This window comes from Enterobacter sp. KB-221C9 (assembly GCF_041320715.1).
Classification (GTDB): Bacteria; Pseudomonadota; Gammaproteobacteria; order Enterobacterales; family Enterobacteriaceae; genus Enterobacter; species Enterobacter asburiae_D.
The window spans coordinates 34,503-54,382 of sequence record NZ_JBGIWG010000005.1; the positions used below are offsets into that span (position 1 = coordinate 34,503).

Here is a 19,880-nt window from a genome sequence, read left to right on the forward strand (position 1 = left end):
CGTGGGCAGGTAATTGCCTCACTCTCAATAAATACGATCTTTATACCGCCACGGGCGGCAACGAACGAGTAGCAATACGATGAGTCTGAACCTGGTAAGTGAACATTTGCTCGCAGCGAACGGCCTGAGCCATCAGGACCTGTTCTCCATTCTTGGTCAACTGACCGAACGCCGTCTCGACTACGGCGACCTTTATTTCCAGTCGAGCTATCACGAATCCTGGGTTTTAGAAGACAGCATCATCAAAGATGGCTCCTACAACATCGACCAGGGCGTCGGCGTCCGTGCCGTCAGCGGCGAGAAAACCGGTTTTGCCTATGCCGATCAGATTAGCCTCACCGCACTTGAGCAGAGCGCGCAGGCCGCGCGTACCATTGTGCGTGATACCGGCGATGGTCGCGTGAAAACCCTGGGAGAAGTGCAGCACTCTGCGCTCTATACCAGCATCGATCCGCTGCAGAGCATGAGCCGTGAAGAGAAGCTGGATATCCTGCGTCGCGTGGACAAAGTCGCCCGCGCGGCGGACAAACGCGTGCAGGAAGTTTCTGCCAGCCTGAGCGGTGTGTATGAGTTGATTCTGGTTGCGGCAACGGACGGTACCCTGGCGGCAGATGTTCGCCCGCTGGTGCGTCTCTCCATCAGCGTGCAGGTCGATGACGACGGCAAACGCGAGCGCGGCTCAAGCGGCGGCGGCGGTCGTTTCGGCTATGACTGGTTCCTGGGCGACGTTGACGGTGAAGCACGCGCTGACGCGTGGGCAAAAGAAGCCGTGCGCATGGCGCTGGTGAATCTGAATGCCGTCGCGGCGCCGGCGGGCTCATTCCCGGTGGTGCTGGGCGCTGGCTGGCCGGGCGTGCTGCTGCATGAAGCGGTGGGTCACGGTCTGGAAGGCGACTTTAACCGTCGCGGGACGTCCGTGTTCAGCGGTCAGATTGGGCAGCTCGTCTCCTCCGAACTGTGTACCGTGGTGGATGACGGCACCATGCTCGATCGCCGCGGCTCGATTTCTATCGACGATGAAGGCACCCCGGGCCAGTACAACGTGCTGATCGAAAACGGCGTGCTGAAAGGCTACATGCAGGACAAACTCAACGCGCGCCTGATGGGCGTAGCGCCGACGGGCAACGGACGCCGTGAATCTTACGCGCACCTGCCGATGCCGCGCATGACCAACACTTACATGCTGCCAGGCAAATCCACGCCGCAGGAGATTATCGAATCCGTTGATTACGGTATCTTTGCGCCAAACTTTGGCGGCGGCCAGGTGGACATCACCTCCGGTAAGTTTGTTTTCTCCACGTCAGAAGCGTATCTGATCGAGAAAGGCAAAGTGACCAAAGCGGTGAAAGGCGCGACGCTGATTGGCTCCGGTATTGAAGCCATGCAGCAGATCTCCATGGTCGGCAACGATCTGAAGCTGGATAACGGCGTGGGCGTCTGCGGTAAAGAGGGCCAGAGCCTGCCGGTTGGCGTGGGCCAGCCAACGCTGAAAGTGGACAACCTGACGGTGGGCGGAACAGCCTGACCTGACCCTGCATAAAAAAAGGGCGCTACTGATGTAGCGCCTTTTTTTTAACGTAAGTTACCCAGCGGTATCTCCGGATCCGGCTCGTGGGTGATGCGGTTACGCAAGTCACGACGAATGATTTCGATCGACCAGAACCAGATCAGATGGCCCACGATCTCTGACACGTGTTCATACCACGGCAGCTCAAACAGCGGTGGCGTCAGACCCATCAGCGGGAAGGAGATCATATGCACAAAGAGCTGAGCTAACGCACCCGCCAGCAAACCCTGCCAGAGTTTAATTTTCGGGAAGACTTCAGCAACGACACAATATCCAACAGCGAAGACGATAGAGAAGATAATATGCGTCACGCCGACCCAGTTAAATATATGTCCGGCAAATGTATAAACCGCCGCGTTAGGATCGGCCACGCCCAGCCAGTCGCGTAAAAATACATAGGGAGGATTTAAAAAATTACGTGAACAGTCAATCTGGCTTGCGGCTCTTATTAATTGCTCAGGCCCGCATGCGCCGGTGAATAAATCGGTGGGGCTGCGTGGTGGAAGAGGCACCTCGGCTCCCCATTTGACAAACGCGGAGACAATCCCTGCAATTAAACCAATGAACGCGGCGAGTCCATAGCGCCTGCGTGAAGGCGGTGTTTGTTCAAATAGATTCATTTCTTTTCCTTGTTTAATGTCATCCTGCGAAATACATTTTATTATTCAAATTAGCAACAAATTAATAACAGCCTGAAAGACAGGCTCTTATTAAGGTAAAGGGCAGGCGGCGGCAGTGTCAATTCGCTATTACTGATAGTGACGAAGGAATATTCCAGAATGCAGAGGGGTTTCATCCTGGAAATATTCATCGCTCATATATTTTCAGCGTTAAATTGACTATTCCTTCCTTCTTCCCCGCATCCCCTGAAACAGCTCCGCCACGTCCACAAAATACTCGGTCAGATAGTTAATACACACCTGTACCTTGAGCGGGAGTTTGTCTTTTTCGGTATACAGGGCGTAGACCGGACGCGGATCGGACTGGTAGCGCGGGAAGAGGATCTCCAGCACGCCGCTGTTGATCTCGTTGATCACCCACATTAACGGCACGTAGGCGATCCCGGCACCGGCCACCAGCCAGCGCGAAATAGTCATTGGATCGTTGGTGACAAACCGCCCTTCCGGCAGCAGTTTGGTGGAGATCCCTTCCGGGGCAATCAGCTCGAATTCATTATCGGGCCGCACGCTGTATTCCAGCCACGAGTGGTTGGTGAGATCGGCGGGCTTCTCCGGAACGCCGTACTGCGCCAGATAGCTTTTCGAGGCACAGACCACCATCGGCATGCTGCCCAGCCTGCGCGAGAACAGGCTGGAATCCTGCAACGCACCGACGCGGATCACCACGTCCAGGCCGTCGGCAATCAGGTCCGGCGCCGGGATACCCGTCACCAGATTGACGGTCAGCCCAGGGTACTCTTTCAGCATTTCCGCGGTCATGGCAGCGAGAACATTTTGTGCCATAGTTGAAGAACACCCGATGCGCAGCGTGCCGATGGGGGTGTTATTGAAGGCATAGAGCTGTTCGTGAACATCCTGCACTTCAAGCAGCATGCGGCGACAGCCCTGATAGTAAATTTTACCCGCTTCCGTCAGCCCAATGCTGCGGGTACTGCGGTTGAGCAGCTTGACCTGAAGCTCATCTTCCAGTTTGGACACCGTCTGGCTGATGGATGAGACGCTCATCTGAAGCTGGCGGGCAGCGGCGGTAAACGAGCCCAGCTCAACCACTTTGGCGAAGACCGACATGCGTTTTAAACGTTCCATTGTTCACTCTGGCTTAAAAGTGATTTAGATCACATATTATAGATAACAGCATAACAGTTACGTTAATATATTATTAATTACATAACGGCTGCGCCATTCTCGCCCGGCGTTTCTTGCTCTCCTGCGGTGGCGTGCGCTTAAAAATTCTGAAGCCTGCACTCTCTCTTATCAAGGTCAACATGAGTCTGTTTCCCGTTATCGTGGTGTTCGGTCTGTCGTTCCCACCGATATTTTTCGAGCTTCTTTTATCACTGGCGATCTTCTGGCTGGTGCGCAAGGTGCTGGTCCCTACCGGGATCTACGATTTCGTCTGGCACCCTGCATTGTTCAATACCGCGCTGTATTGCTGCCTGTTTTACCTGATATCGCGCATGTTTGTCTGAGGTTGATGTGAAAACGCTAACAAGAAAAATCTCCCGCACTGCCATCACGATGGCGCTGGTTATCCTCGCCTTCATCGCTATTTTCCGCGCCTGGGTTTATTACACCGAATCACCGTGGACGCGTGATGCACGCTTCAGCGCCGATGTGGTGGCAATAGCCCCTGACGTGGCCGGTCTTATCACGGCGGTCAACGTCCATGACAACCAGCTGGTGAAGAAAGATCAGGTCCTGTTCACCATCGACCAGCCTCGTTACCAGAAAGCGCTGGAAGAGGCGGAGGCGGACGTGGCCTATTACCAGGCGCTGGCTGCGGAGAAACGCCGCGAGGCAGGCCGCCGTAATCAGCTGGGCGTTCAGGCAATGTCCCGCGAAGAGATTGACCAGTCCAACAACGTGCTGCAAACCGTGCTGCACCAGCTGGCGAAAGCGCAAGCAACGCGCGATCTGGCGAAGCTCGATCTGGAGCGCACCGTGATCCGCGCGCCGTCCGATGGCTGGGTGACCAACCTGAACGTCTATGCCGGAGAATTCATTACCCGTGGCTCAACCGCCGTGGCGCTGGTTAAACAGAACTCCTTCTACGTGCTCGCCTATATGGAAGAGACCAAGCTGGAAGGCGTGCGTCCGGGCTTCCGGGCGGAAATTACGCCGCTGGGCAGTAACCGCGTCTTTAAAGGCACCGTCGACAGCGTTGCCGCAGGGGTGACTAACTCCAGCAGTTCTAACGATACCAAAGGGATGGCGACGGTAGATTCCAACCTGGAGTGGGTGCGTCTGGCCCAGCGCGTGCCGGTGCGCATTCACCTTGACGAACAGCAGGGAAATCTGTGGCCTGCGGGTACCACGGCGACGGTAGTGATTACCGGTGAAAAGGACCGGGATGCCAGCCAGGACTCGTTCTTCCGTAAAATTGCCCACCGCCTGCGCGAGTTTGGTTAATCGCCATGGGTATCTTTTCCATCGCCAGCCAGCACATTCGCTTCGCCGTGAAGCTGGCGTGCGCCATCGTGCTGGCGCTGTTTGTCGGCTTCCACTTCCAGCTTGAAACTCCTCGCTGGGCGGTGTTAACGGCCGCCATTGTCGCGGCGGGTCCTGCCTTCGCCGCGGGCGGGGAGCCCTATTCTGGCGCGATCCGCTATCGCGGGATGCTGCGTATCATCGGGACGTTTATCGGCTGTTTCGCGGCGCTGACCATTATTATTTTGATGATCCGCACCCCGCTGCTGATGCTGATGGTCTGCTGTATCTGGGCGGGTTTCTGCACCTGGATCTCGTCTCTGGTGAAAGTGGAGAACTCCTACGCCTGGGGGCTGGCGGGCTATACCGCGCTGATTATTATCATCACCATTCAGTCTGAACCGCTGCTCGCCCCGCAGTTTGCCGTTGAGCGCTGCAGCGAGATTGTGATTGGTATTGTTAGTGCGATCGTCGCTGACCTGCTTTTCTCCCCGCGCTCCATCAAGCAGGAAGTCGACCTTGAGCTTGACGCGCTGATTGTTGCTCAGTATCAGCTGATGCAGCTCTGCATTAAGCATGGCGACAGCGAGGAGGTGGATAAAGCCTGGAGCGGCCTGGTACGTCGTACCCAGGCCCTGGAAGGGATGCGCAGCAACCTTAACATGGAGTCCTCGCGCTGGGCTCGTGCGAATCGTCGCCTGAAAGCCCTCAACACCGTCTCTCTGACGCTAATTACTCAGGCATGTGAAACCTATCTGATTCAGAACACCCGCCCGGAAGTGGTCACCGATACGTTCCGCGAACTGTTTGCCGAGCCGGTGGAAACCGTGCAGGACGTCCATAAGCAGCTCAAACGCATGCGCAGGGTGATTGCCTGGACAGGCGAGCGCGACACGCCGGTAACGATTTACACCTGGGTCGGCGCCGCGACGCGCTACCTGCTGCTGAAGCGCGGAGTGATCGGCAATACCAAAATCAGCGCGGCGGAAGAAGAGGTGCTGCAGGGGGAAGTGGTGATCAAGGCGGAATCCGCCGAGCGCCATCACGCCATGGTCAACTTCTGGCGTACGACGCTTGCCTGCATGCTCGGCACGCTGTTCTGGCTGTGGACGGGCTGGACGTCCGGCAGCGGCGCGATGGTGATGATTGCCGTCGTGACCGCACTGGCGATGCGTCTGCCTAACCCGCGTATGGTCGCCATTGATTTCCTCTACGGCACCATTGCCGCCCTGCCGATAGGCGCGCTCTATTTCCTGGTCATCATCCCGTCGACGCAACAGAGCATGCTGCTGCTCTGTATTAGCCTGGCGGTAATGGCGTTCTTTATCGGCATTGAAGTACAAAAGCGGCGCCTGGGATCGCTGGGGGCGCTGGCGAGTACGATTAACATCATCGTGCTCGATAACCCGATGACCTTCCATTTCAGCCAGTTCCTGGACAGCGCGTTAGGTCAGCTGGTGGGCTGTTTCCTGGCCATGATGGTGATACTGCTGGTTCGGGATAATTCGCAGGCAAGAACGGGCCGCGTGCTGTTAAACCAGTTCGTGTCGGCTGCCGTGTCGTCGATGACAACCAATACCGCGCGCCGTAAAGAGAACCACCTGCCCGCGCTCTACCAGCAGCTGTTTTTACTGCTGAACAAGTTCCCGGGCGATATCGCGAAGTTCCGTCTGGCGTTAACCATGATCATCGCGCACCAGCGTCTGCGTAACGCGCCCGTGCCGATCAACGACGATCTGTCGGCCTGGCACCGCCAGCTGCGTCGTACCGCCGATCACGTGCTTTCCGCCAGCAGCGATGACAAACGGCGTCGTTACTTTACGCAGCTGCTTGAAGAGCTCGATATCTATCAGGAAAAGCTCAAGCACTGGGAGGCACCGCCTCAGGTGACCGAGCCGGTAGGACGGCTGGTGTTTATGCTGCATCGTTACCAGAATGCCCTCACCGATAACTGACAGAAGTAAAAAAACCGACGCCAAAAGCGTCGGTTTTTTTGTGGCTATACTTATTCCAGCACGTTCTTACATTTCAGAAAGGGAGAACACATGACGACGCAGGCGCTTCAGGACCACATCCTTTTTCAGACCGGTTATCTGGTCAACGGAATCTGGAAAACGCTGGATACAACCTTTGATGTGCTGAACCCCGCGACCGGTGAGGTCATTGCTAAAGTTGCAAAAGCGGGTAAAGCGCAAACCGAAGACGCTATCGCAGCGGCTACCCAGGCCTTCCCGGCATGGCGTGCCAAAACCGCGAAAGAACGCTCGGCCATTCTCTACCGCTGGTATGAACTGATTATTGAGAATAAAAGCTGGCTCGGGCGGTTAATGACCACCGAACAGGGCAAACCCCTGAAAGAGGCGGAGGGAGAAGTCGAGTACGCCGCCAGCTTTATCCAGTGGTTTGCCGAAGAGGCCAAACGCGCGAACGGTGAAATTATTCCGCCGATCAAGCCCGGCTCACGCATTCTGGCGACCCGTGAACCCATTGGTGTAGTCGCGGCGATTACGCCGTGGAACTTCCCGATGGCCATGCTCACCCGCAAGTTGGGCCCGGCGCTGGCCGCGGGGTGTACCGGGGTGATCAAACCGGCCAACAACACGCCGCTCAGCGCCTTTGCGCTGCTTACGCTGGCGAAACAGGCCGGCGTGCCCGACGGCGTTCTCAACGCCGTGGCCGGGAATACGCATGAAATCAGCGATGCGATCATGGCAAGCCGCGACGTGCGTAAAATCTCCTTTACCGGTTCAACCTCCGTCGGCAAAACGCTGGTGCGTAACGCCGCAGAAACCATGAAAAAAGTCTCGATGGAGCTGGGGGGAAATGCCCCGTATATCGTTTTTGAGGATGCGGACATCGACGCAGCGGTTAAGGGGGCGATCGCCAACAAGTTCCGTAATGCCGGGCAGGTCTGCGTCAGCGTGAACCGTTTTTATATTCAGGAAACCGTCTACGACAAATTTGTGAATAAACTTGCCGATGCGGTGAGTGCGCTGAAGGTGGGGAATGGTCTTGAGGAGGGCGTGGTCGTCGGGCCGCTGATTGAATCTTCTGCGGTCAACAAGGTGCGTGAGCATGTCGACGATGCCGTTGCCCGGGGCGCAACCGTACTGGCTGGAGGTAAGCCCCATCCGCTTGGCGGGAATTTCTGGATGCCAACCGTACTGGGCGACTGCCATGAAGGCATGAAGCTGGCAGAAGAAGAGACGTTTGGCCCGGTGGCGGCGTGCTTCCGTTTTACCTCGGAAGATGAAGTCATCCAGCGCGCCAATAATACGCCGTATGGGCTGGCGGCTTACTTCTATACCCAGAACCTCTCACGGGTCTTCCGCGTTTCGCAGGCCATCGAAAGCGGGATGATCGGTATTAACGAGTGTGCCGTCTCCACGGAGCTGGGGCCTTTTGGCGGCGTGAAAGAGTCAGGCCTTGGACGAGAGGGCTCCGTGCTGGGGCTGGAAGAATATCTGGAAGTTAAAACCCTGCATATTGGGGGATTATAATAGACAGGGCGGCATCTGCCGCTCGCCTGGACTGGGTGGCTGGCAATGAAAACCTATACGTTTGATTTTGACGAGATCGACAGTCAGGAAGACTTCTACCGTGAATTTATCCGGGCGTTTGATCTTGAACGGGAAAGCGTGACGAATCTGGATACGCTGTGGGACGTGGTTACCGGCAGTCTGTTGCCGCTACCGCTGGAGATTGAGTTCATCCATTTGCCCGATAAGCTTCGCAGACGTTTTGGCGCGCTGATATTGCTGTTCGATGAGGCGGAAGAAGAGCTTGAAGGACAGCTGCGCTTTAACGCGCGGCATTGAATGAAAAAAAGCCCCTGACCATGAGGCCAGGGGCAAGTCGTATGATGAGATACGACGAGGGTTTATTTATACAGCTCTGCCGTTGCATGCCAGTGGTCACCCTGATTCAGTTCGGTGACGCGATAGCTGCTGGCGCCTGCTTTTTCAGCTTTGGCGGCAAGTTCGTGACGGATATCCATCGGTGAACCGGTGACAGACGTTACGGAGATGCTGCCCATACGCTGTAGATTTTGTGCCTGGTCGGCATTCACCTGCTGTACGGCTGCGCTTGCGCCGAAAGAGAGAACAGATGCCAGACCGAGGGTTGCGATGATCAATTTGGTTTTCATAGTCTTTACTCCTGAATAGGGTTTTTTACTCAACGGCGAGAAGGGTTGAACCGCTATTTTTATGCCTGGTGCCGTTGAGTGGAGATTTACGTTTTCAGTTATTACTAAAACTTATTTGTAGAGCTCAGCGGTGGCGTGCCAGTGGTCACCTGAACGCGCTTCGATGATGCGATAGGATGACGCACCCTGTTCTTCCGCTTTTTTGTTCAGCATCTCATGCATGTCCATTGGCGATGTGCCGACCGCGCCGACAGAAACCGTACCGATAGCCTGGCGGGATTGCGCCTGGTCAGCATTGATAGAGTCAGCCGCGAAAGCACCGAATGACAGGACGGACAGGACGCTCAGCGCCGCTACAGTTGATTTGATTTTCATGATTCTTACCTCGTCGAATTTTTTAGTGGGGTCTTGTTTCGTGACCCTCATCACAAAATCAAGTATACACTAATAACGGTAAAAATTAATACCAGACTAATGGTTTCCCTTGTTATTACGTGTTAACCAGTCTGTTTTTTATAACCAAATTGCATAATGTTGGGCGTTTTCTGTTCGCTTTTGATGGTTATATCTAATTAAATCATATGGATATGAGCTTTTGATTTTTTGTGCGATTTTTTGATTTAGCATTCACCAGATGAATGTTAATGGGTGGTAAAAAGCACTATTTGTCAAAGTGAATGGCAGTGTAAAAGAGGGGGAAATGCAGCAGAAGCAGAACGATCCCCGCAGCGGCGCTACGGGGAGAGGGGATTAAAGTTCCTGTTCGAACAGAACCAGAATCGCTTCGTGGAGATCTTTCACGGAGAAACCGCTAGCCGGTGTGGTAAAGATGGTGTCATCGCCGGCGATAGTGCCGAGGATACCCTCCGTTTTACCCAGCGAGTCCAGCATGCGGGCAATCAGCTGCGCGGCACCCGGGCTTGTGTGGATCACCACTACGGCGTCGTTATGATCGATATCCAGAACCAGATTCTTGAGCGGGCTGGAGGTGGTCGGCACGCCAAGTTCTGCTGGCAGGCAATAGACCATCTCCATCTTGGCGTTACGGGTACGCACCGCGCCAAACTTCGTTAACATGCGGGAGACTTTCGACTGATTGATGTTATCGAAGCCTTGTTCCTGCAGCGCCTGAACAATTTCTCCCTGAGAACTGAATTTCTCTTCTTTGAGTAGCGCCTTAAACGCCTTTACTAATTCTTCTTGCTTAGACGAGCTTCGCATAAGTCACCCGGAATATGACGATAGAAACAACATTATTATGCATGTGGATGAATTTTTATGCAAATTATCTACCCAGCGGTAGGCTGAAATAATGTTATGAAAGGGAGTGATTTTATCAGATTTCGTTATCAGAAAACATGCCTGGGTCACGCCGCGCAAATAAGCTTAAAAGTAAATTAAATGTTATCAAAATGATGTTGTTTTGGTGGCGGGGCAGGGTGTATTGTAACCACCTCTTAAAGCGTTGCCCTCTGTCGTCAGATAGTCTTCTGGTGAGAGATAAAGCCGCGTGACCTCAAATTCTTTAGCTACGAAAATTGTAATTATTTACTTGCTGAATTATGGTCGCCGCAACGGATTTACAGATACTTAAGTTAACCATAATAAGGAGTTTAGGATGAAAGTCGCAGTCCTCGGCGCTGCTGGTGGTATCGGCCAGGCGCTTGCCCTACTACTGAAAACCCAACTGCCTTCAGGCTCAGAACTCTCCCTGTACGACATTGCCCCGGTAACCCCAGGTGTGGCGGTTGACCTGAGCCACATCCCGACCGCTGTAAAAATCAAAGGCTTCTCCGGTGAAGATGCACGTCCTGCACTGCAGGGTGCCGACGTGGTGCTGATTTCTGCGGGCGTGGCGCGTAAGCCAGGCATGGATCGTTCAGACCTGTTCAACGTCAACGCGGGCATCGTGAAAAACCTGGTGCAGCAGATTGCAGAAATCTGCCCAAAAGCATGCATTGGTATCATCACTAACCCAGTGAACACCACTGTGGCTATCGCGGCAGAAGTGCTGAAGAAAGCGGGTGTTTACGACAAAAACAAACTGTTCGGCGTGACCACGCTGGATATCATCCGTTCCAACACCTTTGTTGCTGAGCTGAAAGGCAAGCAGCCAACAGAAGTGGAAGTTCCGGTCATCGGCGGTCACTCTGGCGTCACCATCCTGCCTCTGCTGTCGCAGATCCCAGGCGTGAGCTTCACCGAGCAGGAAGTGGCTGACCTGACCAAACGCATCCAGAACGCGGGTACCGAAGTGGTAGAAGCGAAGGCGGGTGGCGGTTCTGCAACCCTGTCTATGGGCCAGGCAGCTGCGCGTTTTGGTCTGTCACTGGTTCGCGCTCTGCAGGGCGAGAAAGGCGTTGTTGAATGCGCTTACGTTGAAGGCGATGGCGCACACGCTCGCTTCTTCTCTCAGCCGCTGCTGCTGGGTAAAAACGGTATCGAAGAGCGTAAATCCATTGGTACCCTGAGCGCGTTTGAACAACACGCGATGGAAGGCATGCTGGATACGCTGAAGAAAGATATCACCCTGGGCGAAGAGTTCGTTAACAAGTAAAACGAACCGTCTCCCGGTAAAAAAAAACGGAGCTTATCGCTCCGTTTTTTTATGCCTGTCAGTTAGTGGCCGGGTATTCCTGAATCGTCACGTGCAGCGTCAGTTTTTTATCGTTGCGCATGACCTCAACAGGGATGATAGAACCCGGGCGAATTTCTGCCACCTGATCCATCGTCTCCAGCGCGGAGACCGCTGGCGTGCCGTTGACCGACACAATGACATCATTGACCTGAATACCCGCATTAGCGGCCGGGCCACCAGGCGACACTTCATTCACCACAATTCCCTGAATCTGATCGATACCGCCGCCCTGGGTATGCATCGGCGCAATTTCACGCCCGCCGATACCGATATAGCCGCGGATCACGCGTCCGTCGCGGATCAGCTTATCCATAATTTTGGTCGCCAGCTGGAACGGAATGGCAAAGCCGATCCCTTCCGGCGTCTCACCGTCGTTACTCTTATCGAACGAGAGGGTGTTGATGCCCATCAGTTCGCCCAGCGAGTTGACCAGCGCCCCGCCGGAGTTACCGTGGTTGATTGAGGCATCGGTTTGCAGGAAGTTCTGTCGCCCGGAGGGGTTCAGACCAATACGACCGGTCGCGCTGATAATCCCCTGGGTGATGGTCTGGCCGAGGTTGTAAGGGTTGCCGATAGCCATTACGACGTCACCAATATGCGGGGTACGCTTACGGTTTATCGGTATGACCGGCAAACCGCCCGTAGCGTTAATTTTAAGGACGGCCAGGTCGGTAAGGCTGTCAGACCCAACGAGTAACGCCTCAAACACGCGGCCATCCTGCAGAGCGACGATAATCTGGTCGGCATCGTTAATGACGTGCTTGTTGGTAATAATGTAGCCGCGCTCGTCCATGATCACGCCAGAGCCGAGGGTACGGATCTCCAGCTGGTTATGGGCTGAGGTATTCAGGCCACGGTTATAGACATTAACCACGGCAGGTGCGGCACGGCGGACGGCCCCGTTATAGGTGGCCGGCGTTTCATCCGTGCTATCGAACTGGGGAGCCGACAGTTTATTGAACTGACGTAAAGACGGCAGTGCCAGCAGCAGTAGGCCAGCGACAATCAAACCGATGACAATAGAACGTAAGAGCTTTAAAAGCATGATGCGCGTGTCGTTAAAAAAGGAACGATTTGCAGCATAACATGAGTTATCCGGACATCACACGCAGCGGTGATGTCCGGGTCGCAAATGCTTAGCGCAACAGAATATAGATGGACTCATTGCCACGCATGACCTGCAGGGCAATAACCGCCGGTTTACTTTCCAGCACCTTGCGCAGTTCGGCAATGGACTGCACGCGATTGCGGTTTACACCGATGATCACGTCATCCTGATGCAGTCCAGCCTGTGCCGCAGGGCTGCTCTTCTCGACGGTGTCGATGCTAATGCCTTTCGTACCGTCTTTCAGCTGCCCATCGCTCAACGTAGCCCCTTGCAGCGCCGGGGCGATAAGCTCCGCACTGGCCGAGGAAGAGGTGCTCTTATCCAGCGTCACTTCAACGTCCAGCGGCTTACCGTCACGTATCAGGCCCAGCTTCACTTTGGCGCCAGGTTCCGTTGTGGCAATCCGCGAACGCAGTTCTGCAAAGCTGCTCAGCGGTTTGTCGTTCAGGCTGACGATCACATCACCCGATTTCACGCCCGCCTTTGCGGAGCCGGAGTTTGGCAGCACTTCACTGACAAACGCCCCGCGCTGTACGTTGATGTTGAACGCTTTTGCGATATCCGCGCTCATCTCCATACCTTTAATCCCCAGCAGCCCGCGTTTGATTTCACCGAACTGGATGAGTTGCTGCGCCAGCGTTTTGGCCATATTGCTGGGGATAGCAAAACCGATCCCAATGCTGCCGCCGCCCGGAGCCAGAATCGCCGTGTTGATCCCAATCAGCTCGCCGTTAAGGTTAAGCAATGCTCCACCGGAGTTCCCGCGGTTGATTGAGGCATCGGTCTGGATAAAGTTTTCCAGCCCTTCGAGATTGAGGCCGCTGCGTCCGAGTGCCGAGACGATCCCGGAGGTGGCGGTTTGCCCTAAGCCAAAGGGGTTGCCCACGGCGACGGCAAAATCGCCGACGCGCAGTTTGTCGGAGTCCGCGATGGCAATCTGGGTCAGGTTGCTCGGGTTTTGAACCTGCAAAAGCGCGATGTCGCTCTGGTCATCGCCGCCGATCAGTTTGGCATCAAATTCGCGGCCATCGTTCAGCTGGACGCTGATTTTATCGGCCTGGCTGATGACGTGATTGTTGGTCAGAATATAGCCTTTTGCCGCATCAATAATGACGCCAGAACCCAGGCCTTCAAAAGGCTGCGCCTGCTGGTCCGGAGACTCATCGCCAAAATATTTTTTCAGTTCTTCAGGGACGCGCTGGCTTTGTACTGCGGTGCCCTCAACCTGAACGCTGACGACCGCAGGCAACACTTTTTCCAGCATGGGGGCGAGGCTTGGAATGGCCGCCTGGCCAGGCACCTGGGTGGGAATGGCGGCGAATACAGGGACGGACGCCGAGAGAGATAACCCGACACTTAACGCGATAGCGCTCAACAGCTGGTTTTTTTTCTTCATCGATGTTGACTCTCGTAACCTGGAATAAAGGAAAAACGGCCCCAAAAAACACGTTGATGTTATTGAATTTTAAACCGCTGAACAATGAGGTGTTTAACTAAATGATAGCTGGGGTCATCAAGAAAGGACGGGCGCAATCGCTGCGCCCGTAAAATAAATTCAGGTTGTGCGATTAATCGCGTTTTACACCGCCGCGCAGCAGGCCGGACGCGCCATCGGAATAATCGCGAGGCATCTGAACGGGCGCCTGATCGTTACCGGCTTCAGAGTCAGCGAGACGGTTGCGGAACGGGTTGGTTTCCGCGGTCATTTCCGGCAGCAGGCTGCTGGAGCTTTTTGCCATATGTTGATACAGCTGGCGATAGTCGGTTGCCATGTTGTCCAGCAGCTCGGCGCTACGGGCAAAATGGCTGACCAGCTCTTCACGATACTCTTCCAGCTCTGCTTTGTTCTTTTCCAGTTCGTACTGCAGTGACTGCTGCTGACGCAATTTGCGATTACCGAAACGCATGGCCACAGCACCGATGACGATGCCGACGACTAAACCGATTAGCGCATATTCCCAGGTCATGAACTTCTCCCGTTGTCTTGTTGTTCCGTAGGGTGTTGGCTCGGCTCCTGCCTGTGCCTGATAATGCCACTATAACCGCTATTTCCGCAGAAGTGGAATCCTGACGTATCATCGCGTAGTGTAGAACGGCCTTTTTTTCATCAGTCACGTCTGCTGGTGAGCGTTAATTGAAGGAATAACAATAAGATTATGCAAAACCTGTCCCCTGCATCGCGATATCAACTGGCCCTTAACGAGGGCACTCATCAGCCTGATGACGTCCAACGTGAGGCGGTAAACCGTCTGGAGATGATTTATCAGGAGCTCACGGCAAAACCCGCTGAAGTTGAACAGAATGGTGGGCTAAAGGCGGCATTTGGGCGGTTGCTCGGTAAAAAAGCGCCACAGGCTCACGCGCCGGTGCGCGGTTTGTATATGTGGGGCGGGGTAGGTCGCGGAAAAACCTGGCTGATGGACCTGTTTTATCTGAGCCTGCCCGGCGCACGTAAACAGCGTCTGCACTTCCATCGTTTTATGCTGCGGGTGCATGAAGAGCTGACCGCACTGCAGGGCAAAAGCGATCCGCTGGAGATTGTGGCCGACAGGTTCAAGGCGGAAACGGACGTGCTCTGTTTCGATGAGTTTTTTGTGTCTGACATCACCGATGCCATGCTGTTAGGCGGCCTGATGAAAGCGTTATTTGCCCGCGGTATCACGCTGGTGGCCACGTCGAATATCCCGCCGGATGAGCTCTATCGTAACGGCCTGCAGCGGGCACGCTTCCTGCCCGCCATTGATGCCCTCAAGCAGCACTGTGACATCATGAACGTCGATGCCGGTGTCGATTATCGTCTGCGCACGCTGACCCAGGCGCACCTGTGGCTTTCACCATTAAATGCAGAGACCACCCGCGAGATGGATGCACTTTGGCTGGCGCTGGCGGGGGCAAAACGCGAGCACGCCCCTGAACTCGAGATTAACCATCGCCCGCTGCCCACCCTCGGCGTAGAAAACCAAACGCTGGCGGTCTCCTTTACGACGCTCTGCGTGGATGCCCGCAGCCAGCATGACTACATTGCGCTTTCGCGTCTGTTCCACACCGTGATGGTGCTGGATGTGCCGGTGATGACGCGGCTGATGGAGAGCGAAGCACGGCGCTTCATTGCGCTGGTGGACGAGTTTTATGAGCGTCACGTCAAGCTGGTGGTCAGCGCCGAGGTACCTTTATATGAGATTTACCAGGGCGAGCGGCTGAAGTTTGAGTTCCAGCGCTGCCTGTCGCGCCTGCAGGAGATGCAGAGCGAGGAATACCTGAAGCTGGAGCATATGCCGTAACAAATGCCACCCTCTCCCCGTGGGAGAGGGGCTGGGGGTGAGGGCACCAGACCGCACAATACCCACCCCCGAAAAACCCAATTCCAAATCGCATTTAAGGGTCGATCTTTGACCTCAACTTCTCTATAATCTTGCGACCCCACGTTACGAGAAGGTTTTTTTCCCAAAACTTTCTATGTGTCGGCATGTGCTATTCGAAGGGGTAGGTTTGCCGGACTTTGTCGTGTGAGCCTCAACTGACTAAACGTTTGGGTGTTCACCAACGTGTAACTTATTTATTTGGGTAAGCTTTTAATGAAAACTTTTACAGCTAAACCAGAAACCGTACAGCGCGACTGGTATGTTGTTGACGCGACCGGTAAAACTCTGGGCCGTCTGGCTACTGAACTGGCTCGTCGCCTGCGCGGTAAGCATAAAGCGGAATACACTCCGCACGTTGATACCGGTGATTACATCATCGTTCTGAACGCTGATAAAGTTGCTGTAACCGGCAACAAGCGTACTGACAAAGTGTACTATCACCACACCGGCCACATCGGTGGTATCAAAGAAGCGACCTTTGAAGAGATGATTGCCCGCCGTCCTGAGCGTGTGATTGAAATCGCGGTTAAAGGCATGCTGCCAAAAGGCCCGCTGGGTCGTGCTATGTTCCGTAAACTGAAAGTTTACGCAGGCAACGAGCACAACCACGCGGCACAGCAACCGCAAGTTCTTGACATCTAATCGGGATTATAGGCAATGGCTGAAAATCAATACTACGGCACTGGTCGCCGCAAAAGTTCCGCAGCTCGCGTTTTCATCAAACCGGGCAGCGGTAAAATCGTAATCAACCAGCGTTCTCTGGAACAATACTTCGGTCGCGAAACTGCCCGCATGGTAGTTCGCCAGCCGCTGGAACTGGTTGATATGGTAGAAAAACTGGATCTGTACATCACCGTTAAAGGTGGTGGTATCTCCGGTCAGGCAGGTGCGATCCGTCACGGTATCACCCGCGCTCTGATGGAGTACGACGAATCCCTGCGTTCTGAACTGCGTAAAGCTGGCTTCGTTACTCGTGACGCGCGTCAGGTTGAACGTAAGAAAGTGGGTCTGCGTAAAGCACGTCGTCGTCCACAGTTCTCCAAACGTTAATCCATTCTGCTTACGCAGAACGATTGGCGAAAAACCCGCTTCGGCGGGTTTTTTTATGGATAATGCGCAGGTTATCCACAATCTCCATGCATATATCTTCTCTTTTTCCACATTTCCAGAATCCCCTCACCACAAAGCCATCAAAATCTGGTAAACTATCATCCAATTTTCTGCCCAAATATCGGTGAATACTCGATTTTTGTTCGTTTCTTGAACAATGTGTTTTCTCTGGGATGGGCGATACAACATCTGGCTGGCCCCTGTTGGGCTGGTAGCAGTAAAAATTCTGAATATACCTGGAGGTTTTCATGGCTGTCGCTGCCAACAAACGTTCGGTAATGACGCTGTTTTCTGGTCCTACTGACATTTATAGCCATCAGGTTCGTATCGTGCTGGCCGAGAAGGGTGTCAGTTTTGAGATCGAGCATGTGGAAAAGGATAACCCGCCTCAGGATCTGATCGATCTCAACCCGAGCCAAAGCGTGCCGACGCTGGTGGATCGCGAGCTGACCCTGTGGGAATCCCGTATCATTATGGAATATCTGGATGAGCGTTTCCCGCATCCGCCACTGATGCCTGTTTACCCTGTCGCGCGTGGTGAAAGCCGCCTGTACATGCAGCGTATCGAAAAAGACTGGTACTCGCTGATGAACGTGATCGTTAGCGGTTCCGCTTCTGAAGCCGACGCTGCGCGTAAGCAGCTGCGTGAAGAGCTGCTGGCAATCGCGCCTGTGTTTGGTCAGAAACCATTCTTCCTGAGCGATGAGTTCAGCCTGGTGGATTGCTACCTGGCACCGCTGCTGTGGCGTCTGCCAACCCTGGGCGTAGAGTTCAGCGGTCCTGGCGCGAAAGAGCTGAAGGGCTATATGACTCGCGTATTTGAACGCGACTCTTTCCTGGCATCCTTAACTGAACCGGAACGTGAAATGCGTCTCGGCCGAGGCTAATGACTGTGGAAATGTCACAACTTACCCCACGCCGTCCGTATCTGCTGCGCGCCTTCTATGAATGGCTGCTGGATAACCAGCTCACGCCGCACCTGGTTGTGGATGTGACGTTGCCGGGCGTGCAGGTTCCTATGGAATACGCGCGTGACGGGCAAATCGTACTGAACATAGCCCCGCGCGCGGTGGGTAACCTGGAGCTGGCAAACGATGAAGTGCGCTTCAACGCGCGTTTCGGCGGCGTGCCGCGCGTGGTCTCCGTACCGCTGGCAGCGGTGCTGGCTATCTACGCCCGTGAAAACGGTGCAGGTACCATGTTCGAGCCGGAAGCGGCGTATGATGAAGATGTTGCCAGCCTGAATGATGACAACGCATCCGATGAGCGCGAAAGCGACACGGTGATGTCACTTATTGATGGCGATAAACCCGATCGTCACGACGACAATGACCCTGATGACGATCCGCCTCCGCGCGGTGGTCGTCCGGCTCTTCGCGTCGTGAAATAAAAAAACAGGCCCAATCGGGCCTGTTTTTTTTACACTTCGAGGTAGTTCAGTATGCCGTCAGCCGCCTTGCGGCCTTCGGCAATCGCCGTTACCACCAGGTCAGAACCGCGAACGATATCGCCACCGGCGAAGATTTTCGGGTTGCTGGTCTGGAACGCATTATCGCTACCTTCTGGCGCGATGACGCGGCCCTGTGAATCCAGCTCGACGCTGTGCTTCGCCAGCCACTCCATGCTGTGAGGACGGAAACCGAACGCCATCACCACGGCATCGGCCGGGATCACGTGTTCAGAACCGGCGACGATCTCGGCGCGACGACGGCCTTTCGCATCCGGTGCCCCCATCTCAGTGCGCGCCATCTTCACGCCGCTCACTTTACCGTTGGCATTCACTTCAATACCCAGAGGCTGGATGTTGAACTGGAACTCCACGCCCTCTTCACGCGCGTTTTTCACTTCGCGTTTAGAGCCCGGCATGTTCTCTTCGTCACGACGGTAGGCGCAGATCACGTGTGCCGCATTCTGACGAATGGAGGTACGCACGCAGTCCATCGCGGTATCACCGCCGCCCAGCACCACCACGCGTTTGCCTTCCATGCTGACGAACGGCTCATCGGCGGTTTCACCGTAGCCCATGATCTGCTTGGTGTTGGCAATCAGGAACGGCAGGGCGTCAAACACGCCCGGTGCGTCTTCGTTTTCCAGACCGCCGCGCATGGACTGATAGGTGCCTACGCCAAGGAACACGGCATCGTAATCCTTCAGCAGGTCGTCGAGCTGCACGTCGCGGCCCACTTCCACGTTCAGTTTGAACTCAATGCCCATGCCGGTGAAGATTTCACGGCGGCGGGTCATGACCTCTTTTTCCAGCTTGAAGGCCGGGATACCGAAGGTCAGCAGACCGCCGATTTCCGGATGACGGTCAAAGACTACCGCCTTCACGCCGTTGCGGGTCAGCACATCCGCACAGGCCAGGCCCGCCGGGCCCGCGCCGATGATGGCTACGCGCTTGTCGGTTTGACGCACGCCGGTCATATCCGGACGCCAGCCCATCTCAAACGCTTTATCGTTGATATAGCGCTCGATGTTGCCGATGGTCACCGCACCGAACTCGTCGTTCAGCGTACAGGAGCCTTCGCAAAGACGGTCCTGAGGACACACGCGGCCGCACACTTCCGGCAGGGTGTTGGTCTGGTGAGACAGCTCGGCGGCTTCAAAAATACGCCCTTCATTGGCCAGCTTCAGCCAGTTCGGGATGTAGTTGTGTACCGGACATTTCCATTCGCAGTAAGGGTTACCGCAGGACAGGCAGCGGTCTGCCTGCGCTTTGGCCTGGCCTTCTGAAAACGGCTCGTAGATTTCAACAAATTCAATTTTGCGGATCTTCAGCGGTTTCTTTGGCGGATCAACACGCTGCAGGTCGATAAACTGGTATACGTTCTGGCTCATCTG

The 19,880-nt window shown here is 54.8% G+C and carries 21 protein-coding genes; 12 read left to right on the forward strand and 9 right to left on the reverse strand.

From position 1 onward, the window contains the following. Positions 1 to 79 precede the first annotated feature (79 nt). Positions 80 to 1,525 carry a metalloprotease TldD gene (gene tldD / locus AB8846_RS08420; protein ID WP_196367259.1) on the forward strand — a complete coding sequence of 482 codons (1,446 nt, stop codon included), beginning with the start codon at positions 80 to 82 and terminating at the stop codon, positions 1,523 to 1,525. Between the two features lie 47 nt (positions 1,526 to 1,572). Here the strand turns inward: tldD and AB8846_RS08425 are convergent, their stop codons facing one another. Further along, the gene (locus AB8846_RS08425) at positions 1,573 to 2,187 is read right to left on the reverse strand and encodes a YagU family protein (RefSeq protein ID WP_063143600.1); all 615 of its coding nucleotides are present in this window, start codon (positions 2,185 to 2,187) and stop codon (positions 1,573 to 1,575) included. A 219-nt stretch (positions 2,188 to 2,406) separates the two neighbouring features. Beyond that, on the reverse strand, positions 2,407 to 3,333 hold the full coding sequence (aaeR, locus tag AB8846_RS08430; protein WP_063143599.1) for an HTH-type transcriptional activator AaeR: 927 nt from the start codon (positions 3,331 to 3,333) through the stop codon (positions 2,407 to 2,409). A gap of 179 nt (positions 3,334 to 3,512) precedes the next feature. Between aaeR and aaeX the strand changes: the two genes are divergently transcribed. The 5 genes from aaeX to AB8846_RS08455 all read left to right on the forward strand — a co-directional run bounded on the left by aaeX (position 3,513) and on the right by AB8846_RS08455 (position 8,492). Beyond that, positions 3,513 to 3,716 carry a p-hydroxybenzoic acid efflux pump operon protein AaeX gene (aaeX, locus tag AB8846_RS08435; RefSeq protein WP_003860416.1) on the forward strand — a complete coding sequence of 68 codons (204 nt, stop codon included), beginning with the start codon at positions 3,513 to 3,515 and terminating at the stop codon, positions 3,714 to 3,716. Positions 3,717 to 3,723: 7 nt separating this feature from the next. Continuing rightward, the gene (gene aaeA, locus AB8846_RS08440; protein ID WP_063143621.1) at positions 3,724 to 4,656 is read left to right on the forward strand and encodes a p-hydroxybenzoic acid efflux pump subunit AaeA; all 933 of its coding nucleotides are present in this window, start codon (positions 3,724 to 3,726) and stop codon (positions 4,654 to 4,656) included. Between the two features lie 5 nt (positions 4,657 to 4,661). Continuing rightward, the gene (aaeB, locus tag AB8846_RS08445) at positions 4,662 to 6,629 is read left to right on the forward strand and encodes a p-hydroxybenzoic acid efflux pump subunit AaeB (protein WP_370732505.1); all 1,968 of its coding nucleotides are present in this window, start codon (positions 4,662 to 4,664) and stop codon (positions 6,627 to 6,629) included. A gap of 90 nt (positions 6,630 to 6,719) precedes the next feature. Further along, on the forward strand, positions 6,720 to 8,174 hold the full coding sequence (locus tag AB8846_RS08450) for an NAD-dependent succinate-semialdehyde dehydrogenase (protein WP_370732506.1): 1,455 nt from the start codon (positions 6,720 to 6,722) through the stop codon (positions 8,172 to 8,174). A 45-nt stretch (positions 8,175 to 8,219) separates the two neighbouring features. Further along, positions 8,220 to 8,492 (forward strand): barstar family protein, encoded by a 273-nt coding sequence (locus AB8846_RS08455; RefSeq protein ID WP_063143598.1) that lies wholly within the window; start codon positions 8,220 to 8,222, stop codon positions 8,490 to 8,492. Positions 8,493 to 8,554: 62 nt separating this feature from the next. On the opposite strand, the gene yhcN (AB8846_RS08460) is transcribed toward AB8846_RS08455, so the two are convergent. From yhcN (AB8846_RS08460) to argR, 3 genes are all read right to left on the reverse strand, one after another. Continuing rightward, on the reverse strand, positions 8,555 to 8,821 hold the full coding sequence (yhcN, locus tag AB8846_RS08460) for a peroxide/acid stress response protein YhcN (RefSeq protein ID WP_023333630.1): 267 nt from the start codon (positions 8,819 to 8,821) through the stop codon (positions 8,555 to 8,557). Between the two features lie 111 nt (positions 8,822 to 8,932). Then, entirely contained in the window at positions 8,933 to 9,196 is a 264-nt protein-coding gene (yhcN, locus tag AB8846_RS08465) for a peroxide/acid stress response protein YhcN (RefSeq protein ID WP_023309389.1), read from the reverse strand. Between the two features lie 375 nt (positions 9,197 to 9,571). Further along, a complete protein-coding gene (gene argR / locus AB8846_RS08470; protein WP_023309388.1) occupies positions 9,572 to 10,042 on the reverse strand; it encodes a transcriptional regulator ArgR in 471 nt (156 codons plus the stop codon). 397 nt (positions 10,043 to 10,439) lie between these two features. Here argR and mdh point away from each other — a divergent pair, with 397 nt between their 5' ends. Next, positions 10,440 to 11,378 carry a malate dehydrogenase gene (gene mdh, locus AB8846_RS08475; RefSeq protein ID WP_370732507.1) on the forward strand — a complete coding sequence of 313 codons (939 nt, stop codon included), beginning with the start codon at positions 10,440 to 10,442 and terminating at the stop codon, positions 11,376 to 11,378. A gap of 58 nt (positions 11,379 to 11,436) precedes the next feature. On the opposite strand, the gene degS is transcribed toward mdh, so the two are convergent. The 3 genes from degS to zapG form a co-directional block, all read right to left on the reverse strand. Then, positions 11,437 to 12,504 (reverse strand): outer membrane-stress sensor serine endopeptidase DegS, encoded by a 1,068-nt coding sequence (gene degS / locus AB8846_RS08480; protein WP_063143597.1) that lies wholly within the window; start codon positions 12,502 to 12,504, stop codon positions 11,437 to 11,439. Between the two features lie 91 nt (positions 12,505 to 12,595). Beyond that, the gene (gene degQ, locus AB8846_RS08485) at positions 12,596 to 13,963 is read right to left on the reverse strand and encodes a serine endoprotease DegQ (RefSeq protein ID WP_063143596.1); all 1,368 of its coding nucleotides are present in this window, start codon (positions 13,961 to 13,963) and stop codon (positions 12,596 to 12,598) included. Between the two features lie 172 nt (positions 13,964 to 14,135). After that, positions 14,136 to 14,534, reverse strand: coding sequence for a Z-ring associated protein ZapG (gene zapG, locus AB8846_RS08490; protein ID WP_008502832.1), 399 nt, complete (start codon positions 14,532 to 14,534; stop codon positions 14,136 to 14,138). Between the two features lie 189 nt (positions 14,535 to 14,723). Between zapG and zapE the strand changes: the two genes are divergently transcribed. The 5 genes from zapE (at position 14,724) to sspB (ending at position 18,429) form a co-directional block, all read left to right on the forward strand. Then, positions 14,724 to 15,848 (forward strand): cell division protein ZapE, encoded by a 1,125-nt coding sequence (zapE, locus tag AB8846_RS08495; RefSeq protein WP_331411135.1) that lies wholly within the window; start codon positions 14,724 to 14,726, stop codon positions 15,846 to 15,848. 294 nt (positions 15,849 to 16,142) lie between these two features. Then, the gene (gene rplM / locus AB8846_RS08500) at positions 16,143 to 16,571 is read left to right on the forward strand and encodes a 50S ribosomal protein L13 (RefSeq protein ID WP_006178824.1); all 429 of its coding nucleotides are present in this window, start codon (positions 16,143 to 16,145) and stop codon (positions 16,569 to 16,571) included. A gap of 15 nt (positions 16,572 to 16,586) precedes the next feature. Further along, a complete protein-coding gene (gene rpsI / locus AB8846_RS08505) occupies positions 16,587 to 16,979 on the forward strand; it encodes a 30S ribosomal protein S9 (protein WP_003860436.1) in 393 nt (130 codons plus the stop codon). Between the two features lie 308 nt (positions 16,980 to 17,287). Continuing rightward, a complete protein-coding gene (gene sspA, locus AB8846_RS08510) occupies positions 17,288 to 17,926 on the forward strand; it encodes a stringent starvation protein SspA (RefSeq protein WP_023333624.1) in 639 nt (212 codons plus the stop codon). Positions 17,927 to 17,931: 5 nt separating this feature from the next. After that, entirely contained in the window at positions 17,932 to 18,429 is a 498-nt protein-coding gene (gene sspB, locus AB8846_RS08515; RefSeq protein ID WP_032639781.1) for a ClpXP protease specificity-enhancing factor, read from the forward strand. Between the two features lie 29 nt (positions 18,430 to 18,458). On the opposite strand, the gene AB8846_RS08520 is transcribed toward sspB, so the two are convergent. Continuing rightward, a complete protein-coding gene (locus AB8846_RS08520) occupies positions 18,459 to 19,877 on the reverse strand; it encodes a glutamate synthase small subunit (RefSeq protein ID WP_063143594.1) in 1,419 nt (472 codons plus the stop codon). Positions 19,878 to 19,880 lie beyond the last annotated feature (3 nt).